Origin of the sequence: Streptomyces antioxidans, assembly GCF_000968685.2 — a bacterium.
GTDB lineage: Bacteria > Actinomycetota > Actinomycetes > Streptomycetales > Streptomycetaceae > Streptomyces > Streptomyces antioxidans.
Window position 1 is genome coordinate 21560 of the sequence record NZ_LAKD02000032.1, and the last position, 18373, is coordinate 39932.

14 protein-coding genes are annotated in these 18373 nt (G+C 72.0%); 8 read left to right on the forward strand and 6 right to left on the reverse strand.

Annotation, left to right across the window (positions count from 1 at the left end; genetic code table 11):
- Window positions 1–4: 4 nt before the first annotated feature.
- Together VT50_RS13480 and VT50_RS13485 are read right to left on the reverse strand one after the other, a co-directional pair.
- A complete protein-coding gene (locus VT50_RS13480; RefSeq protein WP_046086045.1) occupies window positions 5–679 on the reverse strand; it encodes a response regulator in 675 nt (224 codons plus the stop codon).
- Window positions 676–1938 carry a sensor histidine kinase gene (locus tag VT50_RS13485; RefSeq protein ID WP_046086044.1) on the reverse strand — a complete coding sequence of 421 codons (1263 nt, stop codon included), beginning with the start codon at window positions 1936–1938 and terminating at the stop codon, window positions 676–678. Before VT50_RS13485 ends, VT50_RS13480 begins: the two co-directional genes overlap by 4 nt.
- A 326-nt stretch (window positions 1939–2264) precedes the next feature.
- Between VT50_RS13485 and VT50_RS13490 the strand changes: the two genes are divergently transcribed.
- From VT50_RS13490 to VT50_RS13515, 6 genes are all read left to right on the forward strand, one after another.
- On the forward strand, window positions 2265–3056 hold the full coding sequence (locus VT50_RS13490) for a class I SAM-dependent methyltransferase (protein WP_046086043.1): 792 nt from the start codon (window positions 2265–2267) through the stop codon (window positions 3054–3056).
- Between the two features lie 240 nt (window positions 3057–3296).
- On the forward strand, window positions 3297–3488 hold the full coding sequence (gene tgmA / locus VT50_RS13495) for a putative ATP-grasp-modified RiPP (RefSeq protein WP_020874241.1): 192 nt from the start codon (window positions 3297–3299) through the stop codon (window positions 3486–3488).
- A 15-nt stretch (window positions 3489–3503) separates the two neighbouring features.
- Window positions 3504–4442 carry an ATP-grasp ribosomal peptide maturase gene (gene tgmB, locus VT50_RS13500; RefSeq protein WP_046086042.1) on the forward strand — a complete coding sequence of 313 codons (939 nt, stop codon included), beginning with the start codon at window positions 3504–3506 and terminating at the stop codon, window positions 4440–4442.
- A gap of 251 nt (window positions 4443–4693) precedes the next feature.
- On the forward strand, window positions 4694–6526 hold the full coding sequence (locus VT50_RS13505) for a glycoside hydrolase family 15 protein (protein ID WP_046086041.1): 1833 nt from the start codon (window positions 4694–4696) through the stop codon (window positions 6524–6526).
- A gap of 81 nt (window positions 6527–6607) precedes the next feature.
- Complete coding sequence (gene dgoD, locus VT50_RS13510; protein WP_046086040.1) at window positions 6608–7753, forward strand: galactonate dehydratase; 1146 nt, start codon at window positions 6608–6610, stop codon at window positions 7751–7753.
- Window positions 7754–7979: 226 nt separating this feature from the next.
- Window positions 7980–11357, forward strand: coding sequence for a pyruvate carboxylase (locus VT50_RS13515; RefSeq protein ID WP_079343828.1), 3378 nt, complete (start codon window positions 7980–7982; stop codon window positions 11355–11357).
- A gap of 128 nt (window positions 11358–11485) precedes the next feature.
- On the opposite strand, the gene VT50_RS13520 is transcribed toward VT50_RS13515, so the two are convergent.
- Together VT50_RS13520 and VT50_RS13525 are read right to left on the reverse strand one after the other, a co-directional pair.
- The gene (locus tag VT50_RS13520; protein WP_078840992.1) at window positions 11486–12967 is read right to left on the reverse strand and encodes an MFS transporter; all 1482 of its coding nucleotides are present in this window, start codon (window positions 12965–12967) and stop codon (window positions 11486–11488) included.
- The gene (locus VT50_RS13525) at window positions 12964–13554 is read right to left on the reverse strand and encodes a TetR/AcrR family transcriptional regulator (RefSeq protein ID WP_046090175.1); all 591 of its coding nucleotides are present in this window, start codon (window positions 13552–13554) and stop codon (window positions 12964–12966) included. The genes VT50_RS13520 and VT50_RS13525 overlap by 4 nt, the downstream gene beginning before the upstream one ends.
- Window positions 13555–13629: 75 nt before the next feature.
- Here VT50_RS13525 and VT50_RS13530 point away from each other — a divergent pair, with 75 nt between their 5' ends.
- Entirely contained in the window at window positions 13630–14031 is a 402-nt protein-coding gene (locus VT50_RS13530) for a DUF3662 domain-containing protein (RefSeq protein ID WP_046090174.1), read from the forward strand.
- Window positions 14032–14035: 4 nt separating this feature from the next.
- Here VT50_RS13530 and VT50_RS13535 read toward each other — a convergent pair whose 3' ends face one another.
- Window positions 14036–16441 (reverse strand): GH92 family glycosyl hydrolase, encoded by a 2406-nt coding sequence (locus tag VT50_RS13535; protein ID WP_240529161.1) that lies wholly within the window; start codon window positions 16439–16441, stop codon window positions 14036–14038.
- Between the two features lie 199 nt (window positions 16442–16640).
- On the opposite strand from VT50_RS13535, the gene VT50_RS13540 reads away from it, so the two are divergent.
- Complete coding sequence (locus tag VT50_RS13540; protein WP_046090172.1) at window positions 16641–17567, forward strand: right-handed parallel beta-helix repeat-containing protein; 927 nt, start codon at window positions 16641–16643, stop codon at window positions 17565–17567.
- Between the two features lie 9 nt (window positions 17568–17576).
- Here the strand turns inward: VT50_RS13540 and VT50_RS13545 are convergent, their stop codons facing one another.
- Complete coding sequence (locus tag VT50_RS13545) at window positions 17577–18371, reverse strand: sugar phosphate isomerase/epimerase family protein (protein WP_046090171.1); 795 nt, start codon at window positions 18369–18371, stop codon at window positions 17577–17579.
- Window positions 18372–18373: the final 2 nt, after the last annotated feature.

Sequence of the window (18373 nt, forward strand, 5' to 3'; positions counted from 1 at the left end):
ACCCTCAGCCCGAGCCGTCAGGCAGCAACCGCCGCTCGGTGGCCACCGCCACCGCCCCGGCCCGGGTCTCGACCCCCAACTTCCCGTAGATCCGCCCCAGATGGGTCTTGACCGTGGCCTCGCTGATGAACAGGGCCCGGGCGATCTCCCGGTTGCCCAGACCGCGGGCCAGCTGCCGCAGGATGTCGCGCTCCCGCTCGGACAGCCCGGGGTGCGGGCTGCGCATCCGGGCCAGCACCCGGTCGGCGACCGGGGCCGACAGCGCGGTACGGCCGGAGGCGGCGTCCCGGATCGCCGCGAACAGCTCCTCCGGCCGCTCGGCCTTGAGCAGATAGCCGGTGGCCCCGGCCTCGATGGCCCGGGTGATGTCGGCGTCGGTGTCGAACATGGTGAGGACCAGGACGCGGGGCGCGGGCGGATCGCCGGAGGCCAGCCGCCGGGTGGCGGTCACCCCGTCCATCCCCTCCCCGAGCTGCAGATCCATCAGCACCACATCGGGCCGTAGCCGGGCGGCCATGGCCAGGGCCTCCTCGCCGCCGCCCGCCTCGCCGACCACCTCGATGCCGTCGGTGCTGGCCAGCAGCGCCCGCAGCCCGGCCCGCACCACGGAGTGGTCGTCGCAGAGCAGCAGCCGGATGGCGGGGGCGGCCGACGGCGTCGGGGACGGGGACGGGCTCATGGCATGGCCTCCACGGGGCGGTCGGGAACGAGGGCGGGAACGGGTTCGACGGGGATCGCGGCCGAGACGACGGTCCCCTCGCCCGGTGCGGACTCGACGGTGAGCGTGCCGCCCAGCTGCCGCACCCGGGCCCGCATGGCCGGGAGCCCGTGGCCGCGCGAGGGGTCCGCGCCGGGGGCCGGGACGGCGTCGGTGTCGGTGTCGAAGCCGCGGCCGTCGTCGGCGATGTCCAGACAGATCTGGTCGCCCAGACAGGTCAGGGTGAGCGCGGCCCGGCTCGCCCCGGCGTGCTCCCGCACATTGGCCAGTGCGCCCTGGGCGATGCGCAGCAGCGCCGCCGCCACCCGCTCGGGCAGCGGGCCGAGCGGCCCGTCGAGCCGGAAGTCCACCGCGGGACCCGCGGCGCCCTCCCGCTCGGCGAGCGCGCCGAGCGCCCGGGCCAGGGAGCCCTCCGCGAGGTCGGCCGGGGCCAGGTCCTGGACGAACCGGCGGGCCTCGGCGAGGCTGCGGGACGCGATCTCCGCCGCGTTCCGCATATGGCCCCGGGCCGCCCGCGGGTCCGTCTCCCAGGTGCGGTCGGCGGCCTGCAGCAGCATCCGCTGGCTGGACAGGCCCTGGGCGAGGGTGTCATGGATCTCCGACGACAGCCGCTGGCGCTCGGCCAGGATCCCCGCCCGCCGCTCGGTCGCGGCCAGGTCCCTGCGGGTGCGGACCAGGTCGTCGATCAGCGTCCGCTGCCGGGCCGACTGGCGCCGCAGATGGATGAGGACGGCGGCGGCCACGGCGGCGATGGCGGGCGGCGCGATCAGCGCGTTGGGGTCGAAGCCGTCGTGCATGAACCGCAGTTTGGACGCGACGACCAGCGCGGTGAGCACGGCGGCCAGGGGCACCGCGAACCGGGTGGGCAGGGTGTGCAGACCGGTGAAGAACAGCGGCATGGCACACCAGGCGGCGCTCGGCGCCAGGACCAGTAGCGCCACCCATGCGGCGAGCACCGCGGTCAGCCAGACCAGATAGCGGCCGGAGGGGCGACGGCCGGGGATCGGCGCGGGCGCCGGCCAGCGGCCGGGCAGGTAGAGCGCGCCGAAGGCCACGAAGAGGGCGATCACCCAGCCACTGGGCGCGCCACCGGTGTCCCGGATCAGATAGCGGATCAGCGAGGACCCCAACAGCAGGAAGAACGCGATGTGCAGAACCGCCGTCAGCCACCGCTCGTCCGGGTCGTCAGGCCCGTCGGACCCGGACCGCCCGGACCACACTCCCGGCCACCGGGCCCGCCCGGACCGCCCGACCGCCCTGATCGCCGACCGCACCCCGGTACCCTCCCCCGCTCTCCGGTCTCCCGGTTCCGTTTCCTCTTGGGCTCGTTTCGGTTCGCTCCCTCAGCCAGTCCTAACCCGCCGGACCGGGCGCCGCATCATCCGATCGGTTGATACGGCGATCGACCGGACCGCCCTCTGACCGGGGCCGCTCCGCCGATCCCGGCCGTCGCCGCGGCGCCGAGGCTGGTACCGACCACGACGACGCGGGAACGCATGAGCCGCCGGCCCGCCGCGTCCCCACCACCAGCACGAGATGAGTCCCCATGCCCGCCAAGAACCTCAGCGTCAACCGCTCCGCCCTCGGCCACCGGGTCTCCTACGCCCTGCGCCATCCGCAGCGTGTACCGCGCCATCTGGTCCGCGCCACCCGGGACGCCTGGCTGCGCTACCGCTACCCGGACCATGTCGCGTACTACCGCGCGGTGATGCGGTCGGACACCCGGACCAGTCCGGAGGCGGCGGTCGGCAGCCACAGCCATGAGCGGTGGCTGGCGCTGGGCGCGATGCAGTTCGACTACCTCCTCGGCCACGGTCTGCGCCCGGAGCACCGGATGCTGGAGATCGGCTGTGGCAATCTGCGGGCGGGCTGGCGGTTCATCAGCCATCTGGAGCCTGGCCACTACTACGGCATCGACATCTCGCCCGACATCCTGGCCGCCGCGCAGGACACGCTGGTGCGCCAGCGGCTCCAGGACCGCCTGCCCACCCTCACCCCGGTCCGCGATCTGACGCTGCGGTTCCTGCCCGACGCCCACTTCGACGTGGTGCACGCGCACAGCGTGTTCTCGCACTCGCCGCTGCCGGTCATCGAGGAGTGCCTCGCCCACGTAGGCCGCGTCATGGCGCCGGGCGGCTGGTTCGACTTCACCTTCGACCGCACCGAGGGCGTGGAACACCAGGTGCTGCGGGAGGACTTCTACTACCGCACCGAGACGCTCATCGCCCTGGCGGAGAAACACGGCCTGGCGGCGCGCTTCATGGCGGACTGGGAGGAGTTGCCGCACGGCCAGTCGAAGCTCCGTGTCACCCACCGTGAGGGCGGAACGACGGCCTGATCCGACGGGTGGTCAAGCGTGGTGATCCGCCTCGGAACACCGGGGCGGATCCGCTGCTCCCCGGACACAGGCCGACTATTCGAAGACGCAATTCCCGAGGCATATGTTGCCTTCGAAGCCTGTGACACACTTCATATCGGCCCGCCCAGGACAAAATCGTTGCTGGTGAGTGCCGTAGAGTTTTAGTACGTACTGTTGCGTGGTGGATGGACGAATACTTGGAGCACCAAGAGGTCACTCATGCAGCCCTTCGTACTGAAGCACGCAATCCCAGCCGAGCGGTCGTCGGCCAGTGTTCCCTACGCCTATAACGCGGCCCTGCAGTTGAATGTCCTCTCCGACGGCCGCCCGGCCATCGCCGACCGCGCGGTGCTGCTGGCGACCGGCACGACCACGTCCACGGCCGGCTCCAAGACGCACTTCGATGACTGATCCGCGCACGCGTCGATGACGGTACTCATCCTGACCTGTCGCCAGGATGTCACTGCCGACTTGGTGGTGGCGGAGCTGCGCGAACTAGGCGTTCCTCTGGTGCGTTTCGACCCGGCAGACCTTCCCGATCAGGCCGCCCTGTCGGTCGAATTCGACTGTGGTGACTTCACGGGATATCTGTCGACCGAGGGACGCCTCGTGAGCATCCTCGGTGTGCGCTCCATCTGGGTGCGCAGGCCGGGGCGGCCCGCGGCGCACGCGGCGAATCCCTCGGAGTGGCTGACGGCCGAGTGCGGACAGGCCCTGTACGGGATGCTCTACGCGACAACTGCACGCTGGATGAACCATCCCGCGGCCGCCGAACCGGCCCGTCACAAACCCTTCCAGTTGCGGGTCGCCCAGCACAGCGGTTTCGCCGTGCCCTCGACTCTTGTCACCACCTATCCGCGTGCGGCGCGCGATTTCGCCGTCCGGTACTCGGACATCGTGGTGAAATCCGCGTCCGGTCCGCCGACCGTCGATCCGCCGGTCGCACTGCCTACTACCCGTATCGGACCGGACACGGATTTCTCCGATGTCGCGGCCGGCGCGACCCTTCTTCAGCGCTACATTCCCAAAGCGGCGGACATCCGGCTGATCTGCGTCGGCGGCCGGTTATTCGCCGCGCGCAAGACCGCCGCCTCCGACCAGGTGGACGGGCGCTATGGCTGTCATGGACACCACTGGGAGGCCGTGGATGTGCCCGCCAGAATCGTGCGCGCCGTGCATGAGTACATGACGCTCACCGGTCTTGCGTACGGGGCCTTTGACTTCGCCGAGGACGCCGAGGGTGTGTGGTGGTTCCTGGAGTGCAACCAGGGCGGCCAATTCGGTTTTGTCGAGCTCGAGACCGGTCAGCCCATCGCGGCGGCGGTCGCGTCCTGGCTGGCCGCCCCCGGCGCCGCCCTGCGCTGAGGGCCGGGACCCGCGCCCGGGCATCCACCCCTTCCGGGCACACACCGTGATGGCGGGTGACGCGGAGGCAGCGCCCGCGGCCGTCGTGTCCGACCCGGGCGCCGGGGGCGCTCTGGTGGGCCGGGGCCGGGGGCTGCGCCCGACCGGTCCGTCGGTCGTAAGGTGAAGTGAGGGTCCGCTGGTGATGAGAGTCCGCTGTGATGTGGGAGTCCGCACCGCCCAAGGGTTTCCGCCCGTGCGGGAGGTTTCCGATGACCGTCGACGAGAGCGTCCGCCGCCCGACGGACGCGTCGCGCTATGTGCCGATCGCCGAGCACGGTCTGATCGGCGATCTGCGCACCGCGGCGCTCGTGGACACGCGCGGCACCATCGACTGGTACTGCCCGGTGCGGTTTGACGCCCCCAGTGTGTTCGCGTCGATCCTCGACGCCGACCGCGGCGGCTCCTTCCGGCTCACCCCCGAGGTGCCCGCCCGGACGAAGCAGTTCTACTTCCCGGACACCAACATCCTCATCACCCGCTTCTTCGCGGACGACGGGGTCGCCGAGGTCCAGGACTTCATGCCGATCGTGGACGACTCGCGCGAGGCGGACCGGCACCGGCTGATCCGCCGGGTGCTGTGCGTCCGCGGATCGCTGCCCTTCACCGCACGGGTGACGCCCCGGTTCGACTACGGCCGGCAGTCGCACACGGTGGGCACCGAGAAGGGGCTCACCGTCTTCGAGTCCCCCGGGCTGTCGCTGGCGCTGACCTCCGACGTCACCGTGGAGATCGACGGCCCCGCCGCGGTGTCCACGTTCAAGCTGGTCGAGGGCGAGTCCGCGGTGTTCGCGCTGGACCGGATCGGCGGTACGGTGCAGCCGCGGCACTGTCCGCAGTCGGAGGCGGAGGAGCTGTTCGACGCCACCGTGCGCTACTGGCGCCGCTGGCTCGCGCAGTCCCGCTACCGCGGGCGGTGGCGGGAGATGGTGCACCGCTCGGCGCTCACCCTCAAGCTGCTCACCTACGCGCCGACCGGCGCCATCGTGGCGGCCCCGACGACCAGCCTCCCCGAGCAGATCGGCGGCGAGCGCAACTGGGACTACCGGTACCTCTGGGTCCGCGATGCCGCGTTCTGCATCTACGCACTGCTGAGGCTGGGCTTCGCCCAGGAGGCCGAGGCGTTCGTGCGCTTCCTGTCCGAGGGCATCACCCTGGGGGACGGCCCCGGCGGCCCGCTGCAGATCATGTACGGCATCGACGGCCGCAGCGAGATCCCCGAGCAGACGCTCCCCCATCTGGAGGGGCATCTGGGCTCGTCCCCGGTCCGGGTCGGCAACGCCGCGGTCCACCAGCTCCAGCTGGACATCTACGGGGCGCTGGTGGACTCCCTCTACCTCTACGACAAGTGGGGGCAGCCGCTGTCCAGCGACCACTGGGACGCCGTGTGCAAGCTGGTCGGCTGGGTGTGCGACAACTGGGACCGGCCCGATATGAGCGTCTGGGAGACCCGCGCCGGTCCACAGCACTTCCTGTACTCGCAGCTGATGTGCTGGGTCGCGATCGAGCGGGCGATGCGCATCGCCCGCCACCGCGGACTGCCCGCGGACATGTCCCGCTGGTCGTCGGCGCGCGATGACATCTACCGCCGGATCATGAGCTGCGGCTGGTCGCCCCAGCGGCGCGCCTTCGTCCAGCGCGAGGGCGAGGAGGTGCTGGACGCCTCGCTGCTGATGATGCCGCTGTCGAAGTTCATCTCCCCCACCGACCCCAAGTGGCTGTCCACCCTGGACGCGCTGGGCGAGGAGCTGGTGGCCGATTCGCTGGTGTACCGCTACGACCCCACGGTGAGTCCGGACGGGCTGCGCGGTGAGGAGGGCACCTTCTCGATCTGCTCGTTCTGGTACGTCGAGGCGCTGTCCCGGGCCGGACGGGTGGACGAGGCGCGGCTGGCCTTCGAGAAGATGCTCACCTACGCCAACCACGTCGGGCTGTACGCCGAGGAGATCGGCCGCACCGGTGAGCAGATCGGCAACTTCCCGCAGGCGTTCACCCATCTCGCGCTCATCAGCGCCGCGTTCAACCTGGACCGGGCCCTGGGCTGACCGAGGCGTTCTCCGCGGCGGTCGCCGGGGTAGGGCGGGTACGGGTGCGTACCGCACCCCTCCCAGGGAAGGACACCGCGCGTGAAGATCGCTCGTATCGAGACATTCCTTGCCCCGCCGCGCTGGATGTTCGTCCGGGTGGAGACCGACGAGGGGGTGGTCGGCTGGGGCGAGCCGGTGGTCGAGGGGCGGGCCGAGCCGGTCCGCGCCGCGGTCGAGGTGCTCACGGAGTATCTGATCGGCCGGGATCCGATGCGGATCGAGGACCACTGGCAGGTGATGACCAAGGGTGGCTTCTACCGTGGCGGACCGGTGCTCTCCAGCGCCGTCTCCGGGCTCGACCAGGCGCTGTGGGACATCAAGGGCAAGCACTGCGGCGTCCCGGTGTACCAGCTGCTCGGCGGTCCGGTGCGGGAGCGGATCCGCGCGTACGCCTGGATCGGCGGCGATGAGCCGGAGGAGATCCGCGACACGCTCACCGCGCAGGTCGAGGCGGGGTTCACCGCCGTCAAGATGAACGGCTGCGGCCGGATGAGCCCGGTCGCCACCCGCGCGGAGATCCGCGCCACGGTGCGCCGCGCCGAGACCGCCCGTGACATCCTCGGCGACGACCGCGACTTCGGCCTCGACTTCCACGGCCGGGTCTCCCCCGCCAATGCCCGCCGGCTGCTGCCGCTGCTCGCCGAGGCGGCGCCGATGTTCGTCGAGGAGCCGGTGCTCTCCGAGCACATGGACATCGTCCCGGATCTGGTGAACGCCTCCCCCATCCCCATCGCGCTCGGTGAGCGCCTGTACTCGCGGCGCGAGTTCATCGCCCCGCTGCGGGCCGGGGTGGCCGTCCTGCAGCCCGATGTCTCGCATGCGGGCGGCATCTCCGAGCTGCGGCGCATCGCCGCCCTCGCCGAGCCCCACGGCGCCCAGCTCGCCCCGCACTGCCCGCTCGGCCCGGTGGCGCTCGCCGCCAGTCTGCAGCTGGCCTTCACCACCCCGAACTTCCTCATCCAGGAGCAGAGCATCGGCATCCACTACAACCAGGGCGCCGAGCTCCTGGACTACGTGGCCGATCCCGAGCCCTTCCGGTTCAGCGCCGGGGAGCTCTCGCGCACCGACCGCCCGGGGCTCGGGGTCGAGGTGGACGAGGCCGCGGTGCGCGCCGCGGACCGGCGTGGCCACGCCTGGCGGAATCCGGTGTGGCGCCACGCGGACGGCTCGCTCGCCGAGTGGTGAGCCAGCTCCCGTGGAACCGCCCCGTACCGGCCCATATGCCCCACTACCCGGCGCGGCCGGACGGCCACGCTGAGTATTCCCGGCGACCATGGATGGCGAGGACCGTATGCCGCGCCGCCCGCCGTCCACGAGAACTCGATCACACCCCGGGCGACCCGTGTGCTGGGCGGCAGTAGGGTTCGCCGACAAGCGTGTGTTGGTAACGGGCAGGTAGAAGGGATCGGGCATGTTCCGCAAGGTGCTGGTCGCCAATCGTGGTGAGATCGCCATTCGCGCCTTCCGCGCCGGCTATGAGCTGGGCGCGAGAACCGTCGCCGTGTTCCCGCACGAGGACCGCAACTCACTGCACCGGCTGAAGGCCGACGAGGCGTACGAGATCGGTGAGCCGGGCCATCCGGTGCGGGCCTATCTCTCCGTCGAGGAGATCGTCGGCGCGGCGCGCCAGGCGGGCGCGGACGCGGTGTACCCCGGATACGGCTTCCTGTCCGAGAACCCCGAACTCGCGCGCGCGTGCGAGGAGGCGGGGATCACGTTCGTGGGGCCCAGCGCGCAGACCCTGGAGCTCACCGGGAACAAGGCGCGCGCGGTGGCCGCGGCCCGTGCGGCCGGGGTGCCGGTGCTGGGCTCCTCCGAGCCGTCGACCGATGTGGACGAGCTGGTCCGGGCCGCGGACGAGCTCGGCTTCCCGGTGTTCGTCAAGGCCGTCGCCGGTGGTGGCGGGCGCGGGATGCGCAGGGTCGAGAGCCGGGAGACGCTGCGCGAGTCCATCGAGGCGGCGGCGCGGGAGGCCGAGTCCGCCTTCGGCGATGCCACGGTCTTCCTGGAGAAGGCGGTGGTGGAGCCCCGCCATATCGAGGTGCAGATCCTCGCCGACGGGCAGGGCGATGTCATCCACCTCTTCGAGCGCGACTGTTCGGTGCAGCGGCGCCACCAGAAGGTGATCGAGCTGGCTCCCGCGCCCAACCTCGATCCGGAGCTGCGGGCCCGGATCTGCGAGGACGCGGTGAAGTTCGCCCGGGAGATCGGCTATCGCAACGCCGGTACGGTGGAGTTCCTGCTCGACCGGGACGGCCGCCATGTGTTCATCGAGATGAACCCGCGGATCCAGGTCGAGCACACGGTGACCGAAGAGATCACGGATGTGGACCTCGTCCAGTCGCAGCTGCGGATCGCCGCCGGTCAGCGGCTGTCCGACCTGGGCCTCGCCCAGGACACCGTATATCTGCGGGGTGCGGCGCTGCAGTGCCGGATCACCACCGAGGACCCGGCCAACGGATTCCGCCCGGACACCGGGATGATCAGCGCGTACCGCTCCCCCGGCGGCTCCGGCATCCGGCTGGACGGTGGCACCACCCACGCCGGTGCCGAGATCAGCGCCCACTTCGACTCGATGCTGGTCAAGCTGACCTGCCGGGGACGGGACTTCACCACCGCGGTCGGCCGGGCCCGGCGCGCGGTGGCCGAGTTCCGCATCCGCGGTGTGTCCACCAACATCCCCTTCCTCCAGGCGGTGCTGGACGATCCCGACTTCCGCGCCGGGCAGGTCACCACGTCGTTCATCGAGCAGCGGCCACATCTGCTGACGGCGCGTCACTCCGCCGACCGCGGCACCAAGCTGCTCACCTATCTCGCCGACATCACGGTGAACAAGCCGCACGGCGAGCGGCCCCATCTGATCCACGCGGCCACCAAGCTGCCCCCGGTGCCGGACACCGAGCCGCCCGCCGGTTCCAAGCAGCGCCTCACCGAACTGGGCCCGGAGGGCTTCGCGCGCTGGCTGCGCGAGTCGCCCACGATCGGTGTCACCGACACCACCTTCCGGGACGCCCACCAGTCGCTGCTGGCCACCCGGGTCCGCACCAAGGACCTGCTGGCCGTGGCCCCGGCGGTGGCGCGGACCGTACCGCAGCTGCTGTCGCTGGAGTGCTGGGGCGGGGCCACCTACGACGTGGCGCTGCGCTTCCTCGCCGAGGACCCCTGGGAGCGGCTGGCCAAGCTGCGCGAGGCGGTGCCCAACATCTGTCTGCAGATGCTGCTGCGCGGCCGCAACACCGTGGGCTACACGCCGTACCCGACCGAGGTGACCACCGCCTTCGTACGGGAGGCCACGGCCACCGGGATCGACATCTTCCGGATCTTCGACGCGCTGAACGACATCGGGCAGATGCGGCCCGCGATCGACGCGGTGCGGGAGACCGGCTCCGCGATCGCCGAGGTGGCGCTCTGCTACACCTCCGACCTGTCGGATCCCTCGGAGCGGCTTTACACCCTCGACTACTATCTGCGGCTCGCCGAGCAGATCGTGGACGCGGGCGCGCACGTACTGGCCATCAAGGACATGGCGGGGCTGCTGCGCGCCCCCGCCGCGGCGACGCTGGTCTCCGCGCTGCGCCGGGAGTTCGACCTGCCGGTGCACATTCACACCCATGACACCGCGGGCGGTCAGCTCGCCACCTATCTCGCGGCGGTCCAGGCCGGTGCGGACGCGGTGGACGGCGCGGTGGCCTCCATGGCGGGCACCACCTCCCAGCCGTCGCTGTCGGCGATCGTGGCCGCCACCGACCACTCCGACCGGCCGACCGGGCTCGACCTCGAGGCGATCGGCGGTCTGGAGCCGTACTGGGAGGCGGTGCGCAAGATCTACGCACCGTTCGAGGCGGGCCTGGCCTCGCCGACCGGGCGGGTGTACCACCACGAGATCCCCGGCGGTCAGCTGTCCAATCTGCGCACCCAGGCCATCGCGCTCGGTCTGGGCGACCGCTTCGAGGACATCGAGGCGATGTACACCGCGGCCGACCGGATGCTGGGCCATCTGGTGAAGGTCACCCCGTCGTCGAAGGTGGTCGGCGATCTCGCGCTGCACCTGGTGGGGGCGGGGGTGCCGCCGGAGGACTTCGAGGCGGACCCGGGCCGGTACGACATCCCTGACTCGGTCATCGGGTTCCTCCGCGGCGAGCTGGGCAGTCCGCCGGGCGGCTGGCCCGAGCCGTTCCGCAGCAAGGCGCTGGAGGGCCGTGCCGCCGCCAAGCCGGTGGCCGCGGAGCTGTCCGCGGAGGACCGGGAGCAACTGGAGAAGGATCCGCGGGCCACGCTGAACCGGCTGCTGTTCCCCGGCCCGACCAAGGAGTTCGAGGCGCACCGGCAGGCCCACGGCGACACCAGCGTGCTGGACAGCAAGGACTTCTTCTACGGGCTGCGCCCGCGGCACGAGTACACGGTGGACCTCGAGCCCGGTGTCCGGCTGCTGATCGAGCTGGAGGCCGTCGGCGACGCCGATGAGCGCGGTATGCGCACGGTGATGGCGTCACTGAACGGGCAGTTGCGCCCCATCCAGGTGCGGGACACCTCGGCGGCCTCCGATGTGCCCGCCACCGAGAAGGCCGACCGGAGCGACCCCGGCCATGTGGCGGCGCCGTTCGCGGGTGTGGTGACGCTGGCGGTGGCCGAGGGCGACCAGGTGGAGGCCGGTGCCACCATCGGCACGATCGAGGCGATGAAGATGGAGGCCACCATCGCGGCCCCGAAGAGCGGGACGGTGTCGCGCATCGCCATCAATGCGATTCAGCAGGTGGAGGGCGGCGATCTGCTGGTCGCCCTGAGCTGAGCCGAGAACACCTGGCACGCGCCGCCGCCACCGGTCCCCCGGCCCCCGGGTCAGGGGCGACCGGTGGCGGCGGGTTCGTACGTCCGGCCGCGGCCCCGATGGCACGGATGTGAGCTGCCGCCGTGGGGTCAGGCGCTCGGCGCGATCCCGGACTTCGGCGATCCGTCCGGGCACTCCTCCACCGGCTGCCCCTCGGGGTGCCGGGTGGCCGCGCGGCCCGGCAGCCTGGTGGCCAGCAGCGCACCGGCCGCGGCCACCGCCGCGAGGACCGTCAGCGCCGGTCCCATCGCCGACAGGAAGACATCGGCCGCCCAGTGCGGCCCCTCGCCGGGCGGCCGTCCGATGGTGTCGCTCCGCCCGGCCGCGCTCATCAGCGTGGTGGCGGCGGCGACCCCCAGTGCGGGCCCGATGTTCATGGCGGTCTGCTGCAGCCCGCCCGCCACCCCGGCGGTGTCCACGGACGCGTCCCGCACGACGACGGTGGTCGCGGTGACCATCACGGCGGCGAAACCCGCGCCCAGCAGGAGAAAGCAGCCACCGATCGCCTCGGCGCCCGAAGCCTGGCCGAGACGGGACATCAGCAGCACACCGGCCCCCACCAGCGCCATCCCGGCCACCGCCGTCCTGCGGGCGCCCTGACGGCGGGTCAGCGTGGCCGCCAGCGGCGCGCCCAGCACCATCATCGCCGCGAGCGGCAGCGCCCGCGCCCCGCTGTCGAGCGGATCGAGGGCGAGCACGTCCTGGAGGTAGTAGGTGCCGAGGAACAGCGCCCCGAACAGTGCGGCCGACGCGGACACCAGCACACCGAGCGCCGGTCCCGCGGTGCCGTACCGCAGCACCCCCGGCGGCACCAGGGGATCCTCGGTCCGGCGCTCATGCCGTACGAAGACGCCTCCGGCCACCACGGCACATCCGAGCCCGAGCCCGGTCGCCGCCGTCCAGCCGGTTTCGGGGATGCCGACGAGCGTGTGCACCAGCCCGGCCAGCGCCACCGCGAGCAGGCCAGCGCCGGGCAGATCGAGCCGAGTCCGGGCGGCCTCACGGGCCGCCGCCGGAGCGCGTACGGCGAGCGCCGCCAGACCCATGGCGAGGGCGGGCACCACATTGACGAAGAACACCGCCCGCCACCCCAGATGGGTGGTCAGCGCGCCACCGACCAGCGGACCGGCCACGGCCGCCAGCCCGATGGCACCGGTCCGCACCGCGACGGGCCTGCCCAGCCGGTCGGCCGGATACGCGGCCCGCAGCATCCCGAGGGTGGCGGGTTGCAGCAGCGCCCCGAAGACGCCCTGGGCGATCCGCAGCCCGATCACCCAGCCGATGCCGCCCGCGAGCCCGATGCCCGCAGAGGCGGCGCCGAAGCCGAGCATCCCGGCGGCGAAGACGCGCCGGTGGCCGTAGCGGTCGCCGAGGCGGCCCGCGAACACCAGCAGGCTCGCCACGGCGATCAGATATCCGGTACTGGTCCACTGCACCTGGGCGAACGTGGCGTCCAGGTCCCGTTGCAGCCGGGGCTGGGCGACGGTCAGCACGGTGCCGTCCAGCGCGACGATCACGGCTCCGGTGGCGCTCGCGACGAGGGTGAGGCGCCGTCCGCGCGGGGAGCTCATCGGACCTCCGGGCCGAGGTGGGCGTCGAGCGCGGCCCGCAGCAGCGGCCGGGGACCATCGACTCCCACCGCGAGCTGAAGGCTGCCCCAGCCCCACAGTTGGGCGATGCCGTGCAGATTCGCCCAGAGCGCCCCCGCGACGATCCGCGGTTCCGCCCCGGAGTCCGGCCGCGCCCTGGCCACCAGGTCGACGAGGGTGGCGAAGAGCGGCAGGCTCGTCTCCCGCAGGCCCAAGTGGTTGCTCTCCAGCAGATCGTGACGGAACATCAGCTCGAACATGCCGCGGTTGGTCAGTGCGAAGTCGAGCCAGCTGTGCGCCAGCGCCGTCAACTGCTCACGCGGCTCGCCCTCATGGGTGGCGACCGCCGCACCGGCCTGGGCGGCCAGGCCCTCGAAGCCGCGGCGCGCGATGGCGGACAGCAGGGACAGATGCGTCGGGAAGTAGCGCCGCGGCGCCCCGTGCGACACCCCGGCCCGGCGGGCGATCTCCCGCAGCGAAAGGGCCCCGACCCCCTGCTCGTCCACCAGCTCCACTCCGGCGTCCACCAATCGGGACCGGAGGTCCGTGTCCTGCTCACGCTCAGCCATAGACACTGTCTACCAGACGTCCGTAGACACTGTCTACGATGCATGAGGCGATCCATTCCGGGAACGCGGAAGGACATGCAGACGCTGAACCGATGGGAAAGGGCGATAGAGCGCTGGGAGGCATCACTGCTCGCCAAGGTGGTCCGCAGCGAGCCCGTCGAACTCCTGGGCGCGCTGAAACGTGAATGCGACAGCCACACCGTGGTGTGCGGACCGACCCGGGTGGTCGTGCCCAACGTCTATGACGTCGAGCTCGCCGACGAGGTCCACGAGGAGCTGACCCGGCGTGGCTGTCATGTGGGGCAGGAGCTGACGGACCAGCTGATGCGCCATGCGGAGGAAAAGAATTACGAGTGGGCAGGCCCGCTCACCGTCCATGTGTCCCGATCCGACCGGGTGCCCAATGGCAGGTACCGGGTGGCGAGCAGGCCCATGAGCCATATCCGCGCGGACACGTTCGCCGACGCGACCGCCTAGCGGGTCAATACCCCCAGCGCCTCAGCGGGGCAGCCCGCCCCGGGCCGGTGGCCCACTCGGTGTCCGGCCGGTCCGACAGGTCGAAGGAGAGCGAACCGCCCTGGCGCAGTACGGAGCCGTCGAGCCATGAGGTGCCGTGCGGGCGGCCGTTCACCCGCACCCCGTGCACATAGGGGCGGGTGTCGGACGCGTCCGGGGCGTCGATGGTCAGGACGTGCCGCCGCCCCGCCGGGGCGATCACCGCGCGGGGGAAGAGCGGGCCGGTGAGCAGCGCCTCGGCGCGCCCCGGGGCCTGCGGATAGAGGCCGAGCGCCGCGAACACGTACCACGCGGACATGGTGCCCAGGTCGTCATTGCCTGGCAGCCCCTTCGGGCCGGTGCCGTACACGGTGGTGACGATCTGGCGCACCGTCTCCTGGGTCTTCCAGGGCTGCCCGAGCGCGTTGTAGAGCCAGGGGGCGTGGATGCCCGGTTCATTGGTGGGGTCATAGCGGAGCGGGTCTCCGCCGTGGACCGACCAGGAGCCGTCGGGCTCGTGGAAGAAGCCGTCCAGCCGGGCGGCCGCCTTGTCCCGGCCGCCCATGGCCTCCGCGAGCCCCTGGACGTCCTGCGGCACCATCCAGGTGTACGTGGCCGCGCTGCCCTGGGCGAAGCCCCGGTCGGACGCCGGGTCGAAGGGGGTCACCCAGGAGCCGTCCCGGTTCCTGGCCTGGATGTAGCCCGCCGCGCCGGTGGCCCGGGGGTTGAACACATCACGCCAGTAGCCGCCGCGCGCGGCGAGCTCGTCGGCCTCCTTGGTGCGGCCGAGCAGCCGGGCCCAGCGGGCGAGCGCGTCATCGGCGACGGAGTCCTCCAGGGTCTCCGCGGCGCCGCCCCAGCAGTGGCAGGCGTCCTGTGCGGCGTACCGGGACTCCAGGTACTGGGCGAGGCCCGGGCGCTGGCCCTCGCACTGCCCCGGGCAGCCCTTGTCCGAGAGCCCGTCGGGGTGGGGCACGGTGGCCTGGCGGTACAGGGAGTCGAAGGCGCCCTTGGCGTCGAAGTTCCGCACCCCCATGGCGTAGAAGGTGGCGAGCGTGGCGGCGGAGGGGTCGCCGGTCATCACATGGGTGGCGCCGCTGATGTGCACCCAGCGGTCCCACACCCCGCCGTTCCGCCGGGCGAAGTTAAGCAGCGACTGGGCGAAGTCCCCGGCCACCTCGGGCTGGAGCAGGGCGAGCAGCTGCACCTGGGCGCGGTACTGGTCCCAGCCGGAGAAGTTGCTGTACTGCGCCGTCTGCCCGCGCTGGACGCGGTGCGGTGTGCCGTCCATGCCCGGGTAGCGGCCGTCGGTGTCGCTGATCAGGTTGGGCTGCTGGAGCGCGTGGTAGAGGGCGGTGTAGAACGCGGTGCGGCGCGGCTCAGCGCCGCCGCTGACTCGGATGGCGCGCAGCCGGCGGTCCCAGGCGGCCCGTCCCGCGGCGGCCACGTCGGCGACGCTCGCCCGGGGCGCTATCTCGGCGCGCAGGTTGGCCCCGGCGCCCGCGAGGGAGACGTACGAGATGCCGAGCCGCATCCGGACATCGTTGTCGTCCGCGGTGTCGAAGCCCACGTACCCACCGGAGCCGCGCCCGGCCCGGTCGGCGCCGGTGAGATAGCCCTCGCCGCCGTCGGCGGTGGTGGCGCCGGGTGCGAGCCGGTCGTTCTCCCAGGTGCCCACGGTGGAGAAGGCGCGGTCGAACGAGGCGTGGAAGTAGAGGCGGTAGTAGGTCTTGCGGTTGTTCTCGCCGCCGTTGGCGCGCCGTCCGCAGAACGCGCCGGTGAGCACCCAGCCGGTCACCTCGTGCCGCTCGCGGTCGATCTCGATATGCGCGTTCTCGCTGCCGTTGAGCGAGTTGGAGGTGCGGAACAGCAGCCGGGCCGGGGCGTCCCGGGGGAAGGAGAAGTCGGCGACACCGGCCCGCTCGCTCACCGCGAGATCGGCGGACGCGCCCGAGTCGAGCCCCACCCGGTAGCGGCCGGGCTCGGCCCTCTCCTTCTCGTGCGAGAAGGTGGCGGCGTACTTCTGGTCCTTGGTGTCGGCGGTGGGAGAGCTGTCGACCTCCCCCACGAACGGCATGATCGGCACATCGCCCGCGGCTCCGGGGTGGCAGCCCGCGCCGTTGACATGGGTGAGGCTGAAGCCACGGACCCGGGTGGTGTCGTACGAATAGCCGTTGGCCGCCGCGGTGTTGGTCTGGTCACCGGTGGTGCTGGTCGGGGACCAGGCGATCACGCCGAACGGCAGGGTGGCGCCCGGGTAGGTGTTGCCGCCGCCCGCGGAGCCGATCAGCGGGTCCACGTGGTCGACGGGGTGGCGCACCTCGTCGGCCCGTGGCGCCGCGCTCGCCGCGGGGGCCTCGACAAGCGGGGCGAGCAGTGCGCCGATGGCCACCGCCACTCCCCCGCCGGCCAGCGCCGATCGCCACCTGAGTCTCTTCTGCCGCGCTCTGTGCGTCTCCATCGGGGATCACGCCCTTCCGTGTGTCGGAGCGAACCTATGGGCGTACGGTGACGGATGGGTGAACCGGAGGCCAGTGGCGCACGGCTGACGGCGGGACCGGTCCCCGGGATGCCGCCCTACGGTTCCCGCCATGCGGATCACTTGGAGACTCGTCCTCGGCTTTCTCGCCGTATCGGTTCTCGCCCTGCTGGCCGCCCTGGCGCCTCCGCCGTGGCCCCAGGGACGGGCCGCCGGGCCGACGGCGTCGCTCACCGTCGGCGAGGGGGCCGAGCGCTGCACCCTGCGCGCGGCCACTCCGCGGGAGGCGGCGCGCCGGGCGAAGCCGGGGGACACCGTCTGTTTCGACGGCGATCTGTCCGGGCGGCGGCTGGTCATCACCGAGGGCGGGAGCCGGGGGCGCCCGATCACCTACGCCGGTGGCGGGGACGCCGTGGACGGCATCACCATCGAGGCCGACGATGTGATCGTGGACGGGTTCCGGTCCGTCCGGCCCGAGGCACCCGGGATCGAGCTGACCGGCCACCGCGTCACCGTGCGGAACAACACCGTGATCGGTCCGAGGGGCGGGGACGGCGATGGCATCCGGTTCTTCGGGGACGATCTGACCATCGCGCACAACACCGTCCGGGACACCGACAACAGCCATGGCCGACACGCCGACTGCATGCAGACCTTCGCCAGCGACACCCCGCCCAGCCACCGCGTCCGCATCGAGAACAACCGCTGCGAGGACATCGACAACATGTGTCTGATGGCCGAGGGCCCGAACGACGGCGAGGGTGACGGCCACGGCACCACCGGCGACTTCACCATCAGGGGCAATCACTGCGAGACGCTGCGCGCCTCCCAGGCCCTGATGTTCGAGGACGTACGGAACGCCACCATCACCGGCAATGAGTTCGCCGCCCCCACCCACCACGCCATCGGCCTCGCCTACCACTCGACCGGCGCCCGGGTCGACGGCAACGCCCTCCACCCCGGTATCCGCTACGAGGTGGGCATCGACGCCTCGTCCCGGCCGGGTTACCGGGGCCCGGAGCCGGGCGGACTTCCGTAGGAGCCTCTGTCACGCGGCGCCCGCCGCCCCGCGCGCCGCCGCCAGATCCGCCACCAGGCGCTCCTCGACCGGGACGCCGGGATCGGAGTACTGCCCGGACAGACACACCGGGCCGTCATAGCCGAGCGCCGCCAGCTGACCGAGCGCCGCCGACCAGTCGGCCAGTCCCTCGGGCCCGGGTACGAACCAGGGTTTCCAGTGCCCGCCGACGGCCTCACCGGCCGGTTCGGTGCGCACATGGATGGCGTTCTTGAGGTTGACGAGGCCGAGCCGGTCGGCGACCAGTGGCAGGGTGACCCGCGGATCGTCGCCCGCCAGCGCGTCATGGGCGGCGTCCCAGATCACCCGGAAGTGCTCCACCGGCAGGCCGTCGAGGAGGTCCATCACCCCCAGCGCGGAGGACACATAGCGCCCGTGGTGCGGCTGCACCCCGATCTGGACGCCATAGCCCTCGGCGAGCGGCGCCGCGTCCTCCAGCCGTCGCCGTGCCCTGCGGACCGAGGCGGCGTAGCCGTCGGGGCCCAGCTCGGCCATGACCCGGATCATCGGTACGCCCGCGTCCCGGCAGGCCGCGAAGACGGATTCACGGAGCTCGCTCGCGACGCTGATCACCTCGACGCCCTCGGCCCGCAGCCGCGTGGTGAACTGCGGGAGCAGCCGTACGGCTTCGGCCGGGGTGACATACGCGGTGTCCCGGACCGGGATCTCGGCGCCGGTGAAGCCGAGGCCGGACACCAGCCGTCCCAGGGTGTCGCCGGGCAGCGTGGACCACGGTTTGGTGAAGACGGACCAGAGGAATGTCATGG

Bases quoted from the DNA above. Each gene is read 5' to 3' on its own strand.
- VT50_RS13480 (WP_046086045.1), bottom strand. From the start codon at position 679: ATGAGCCCGTCCCCGTCCCCGACGCCGTCGGCCGCCCCCGCCATCCGG.
- VT50_RS13490 (WP_046086043.1), top strand. From the start codon at position 2,265: ATGCCCGCCAAGAACCTCAGCGTCAACCGCTCCGCCCTCGGCCACCGG.
- tgmA (WP_020874241.1), top strand. From the start codon at position 3,297: ATGCAGCCCTTCGTACTGAAGCACGCAATCCCAGCCGAGCGGTCGTCG.
- tgmB (WP_046086042.1), top strand. From the start codon at position 3,504: ATGACGGTACTCATCCTGACCTGTCGCCAGGATGTCACTGCCGACTTG.
- VT50_RS13505 (WP_046086041.1), top strand. From the start codon at position 4,694: ATGACCGTCGACGAGAGCGTCCGCCGCCCGACGGACGCGTCGCGCTAT.
- VT50_RS13515 (WP_079343828.1), top strand. From the start codon at position 7,980: ATGTTCCGCAAGGTGCTGGTCGCCAATCGTGGTGAGATCGCCATTCGC.
- VT50_RS13520 (WP_078840992.1), bottom strand. From the start codon at position 12,967: ATGAGCTCCCCGCGCGGACGGCGCCTCACCCTCGTCGCGAGCGCCACC.
- VT50_RS13525 (WP_046090175.1), bottom strand. From the start codon at position 13,554: ATGGCTGAGCGTGAGCAGGACACGGACCTCCGGTCCCGATTGGTGGAC.
- VT50_RS13530 (WP_046090174.1), top strand. From the start codon at position 13,630: ATGCAGACGCTGAACCGATGGGAAAGGGCGATAGAGCGCTGGGAGGCA.
- VT50_RS13540 (WP_046090172.1), top strand. From the start codon at position 16,641: ATGCGGATCACTTGGAGACTCGTCCTCGGCTTTCTCGCCGTATCGGTT.
- VT50_RS13545 (WP_046090171.1), bottom strand. From the start codon at position 18,371: ATGACATTCCTCTGGTCCGTCTTCACCAAACCGTGGTCCACGCTGCCC.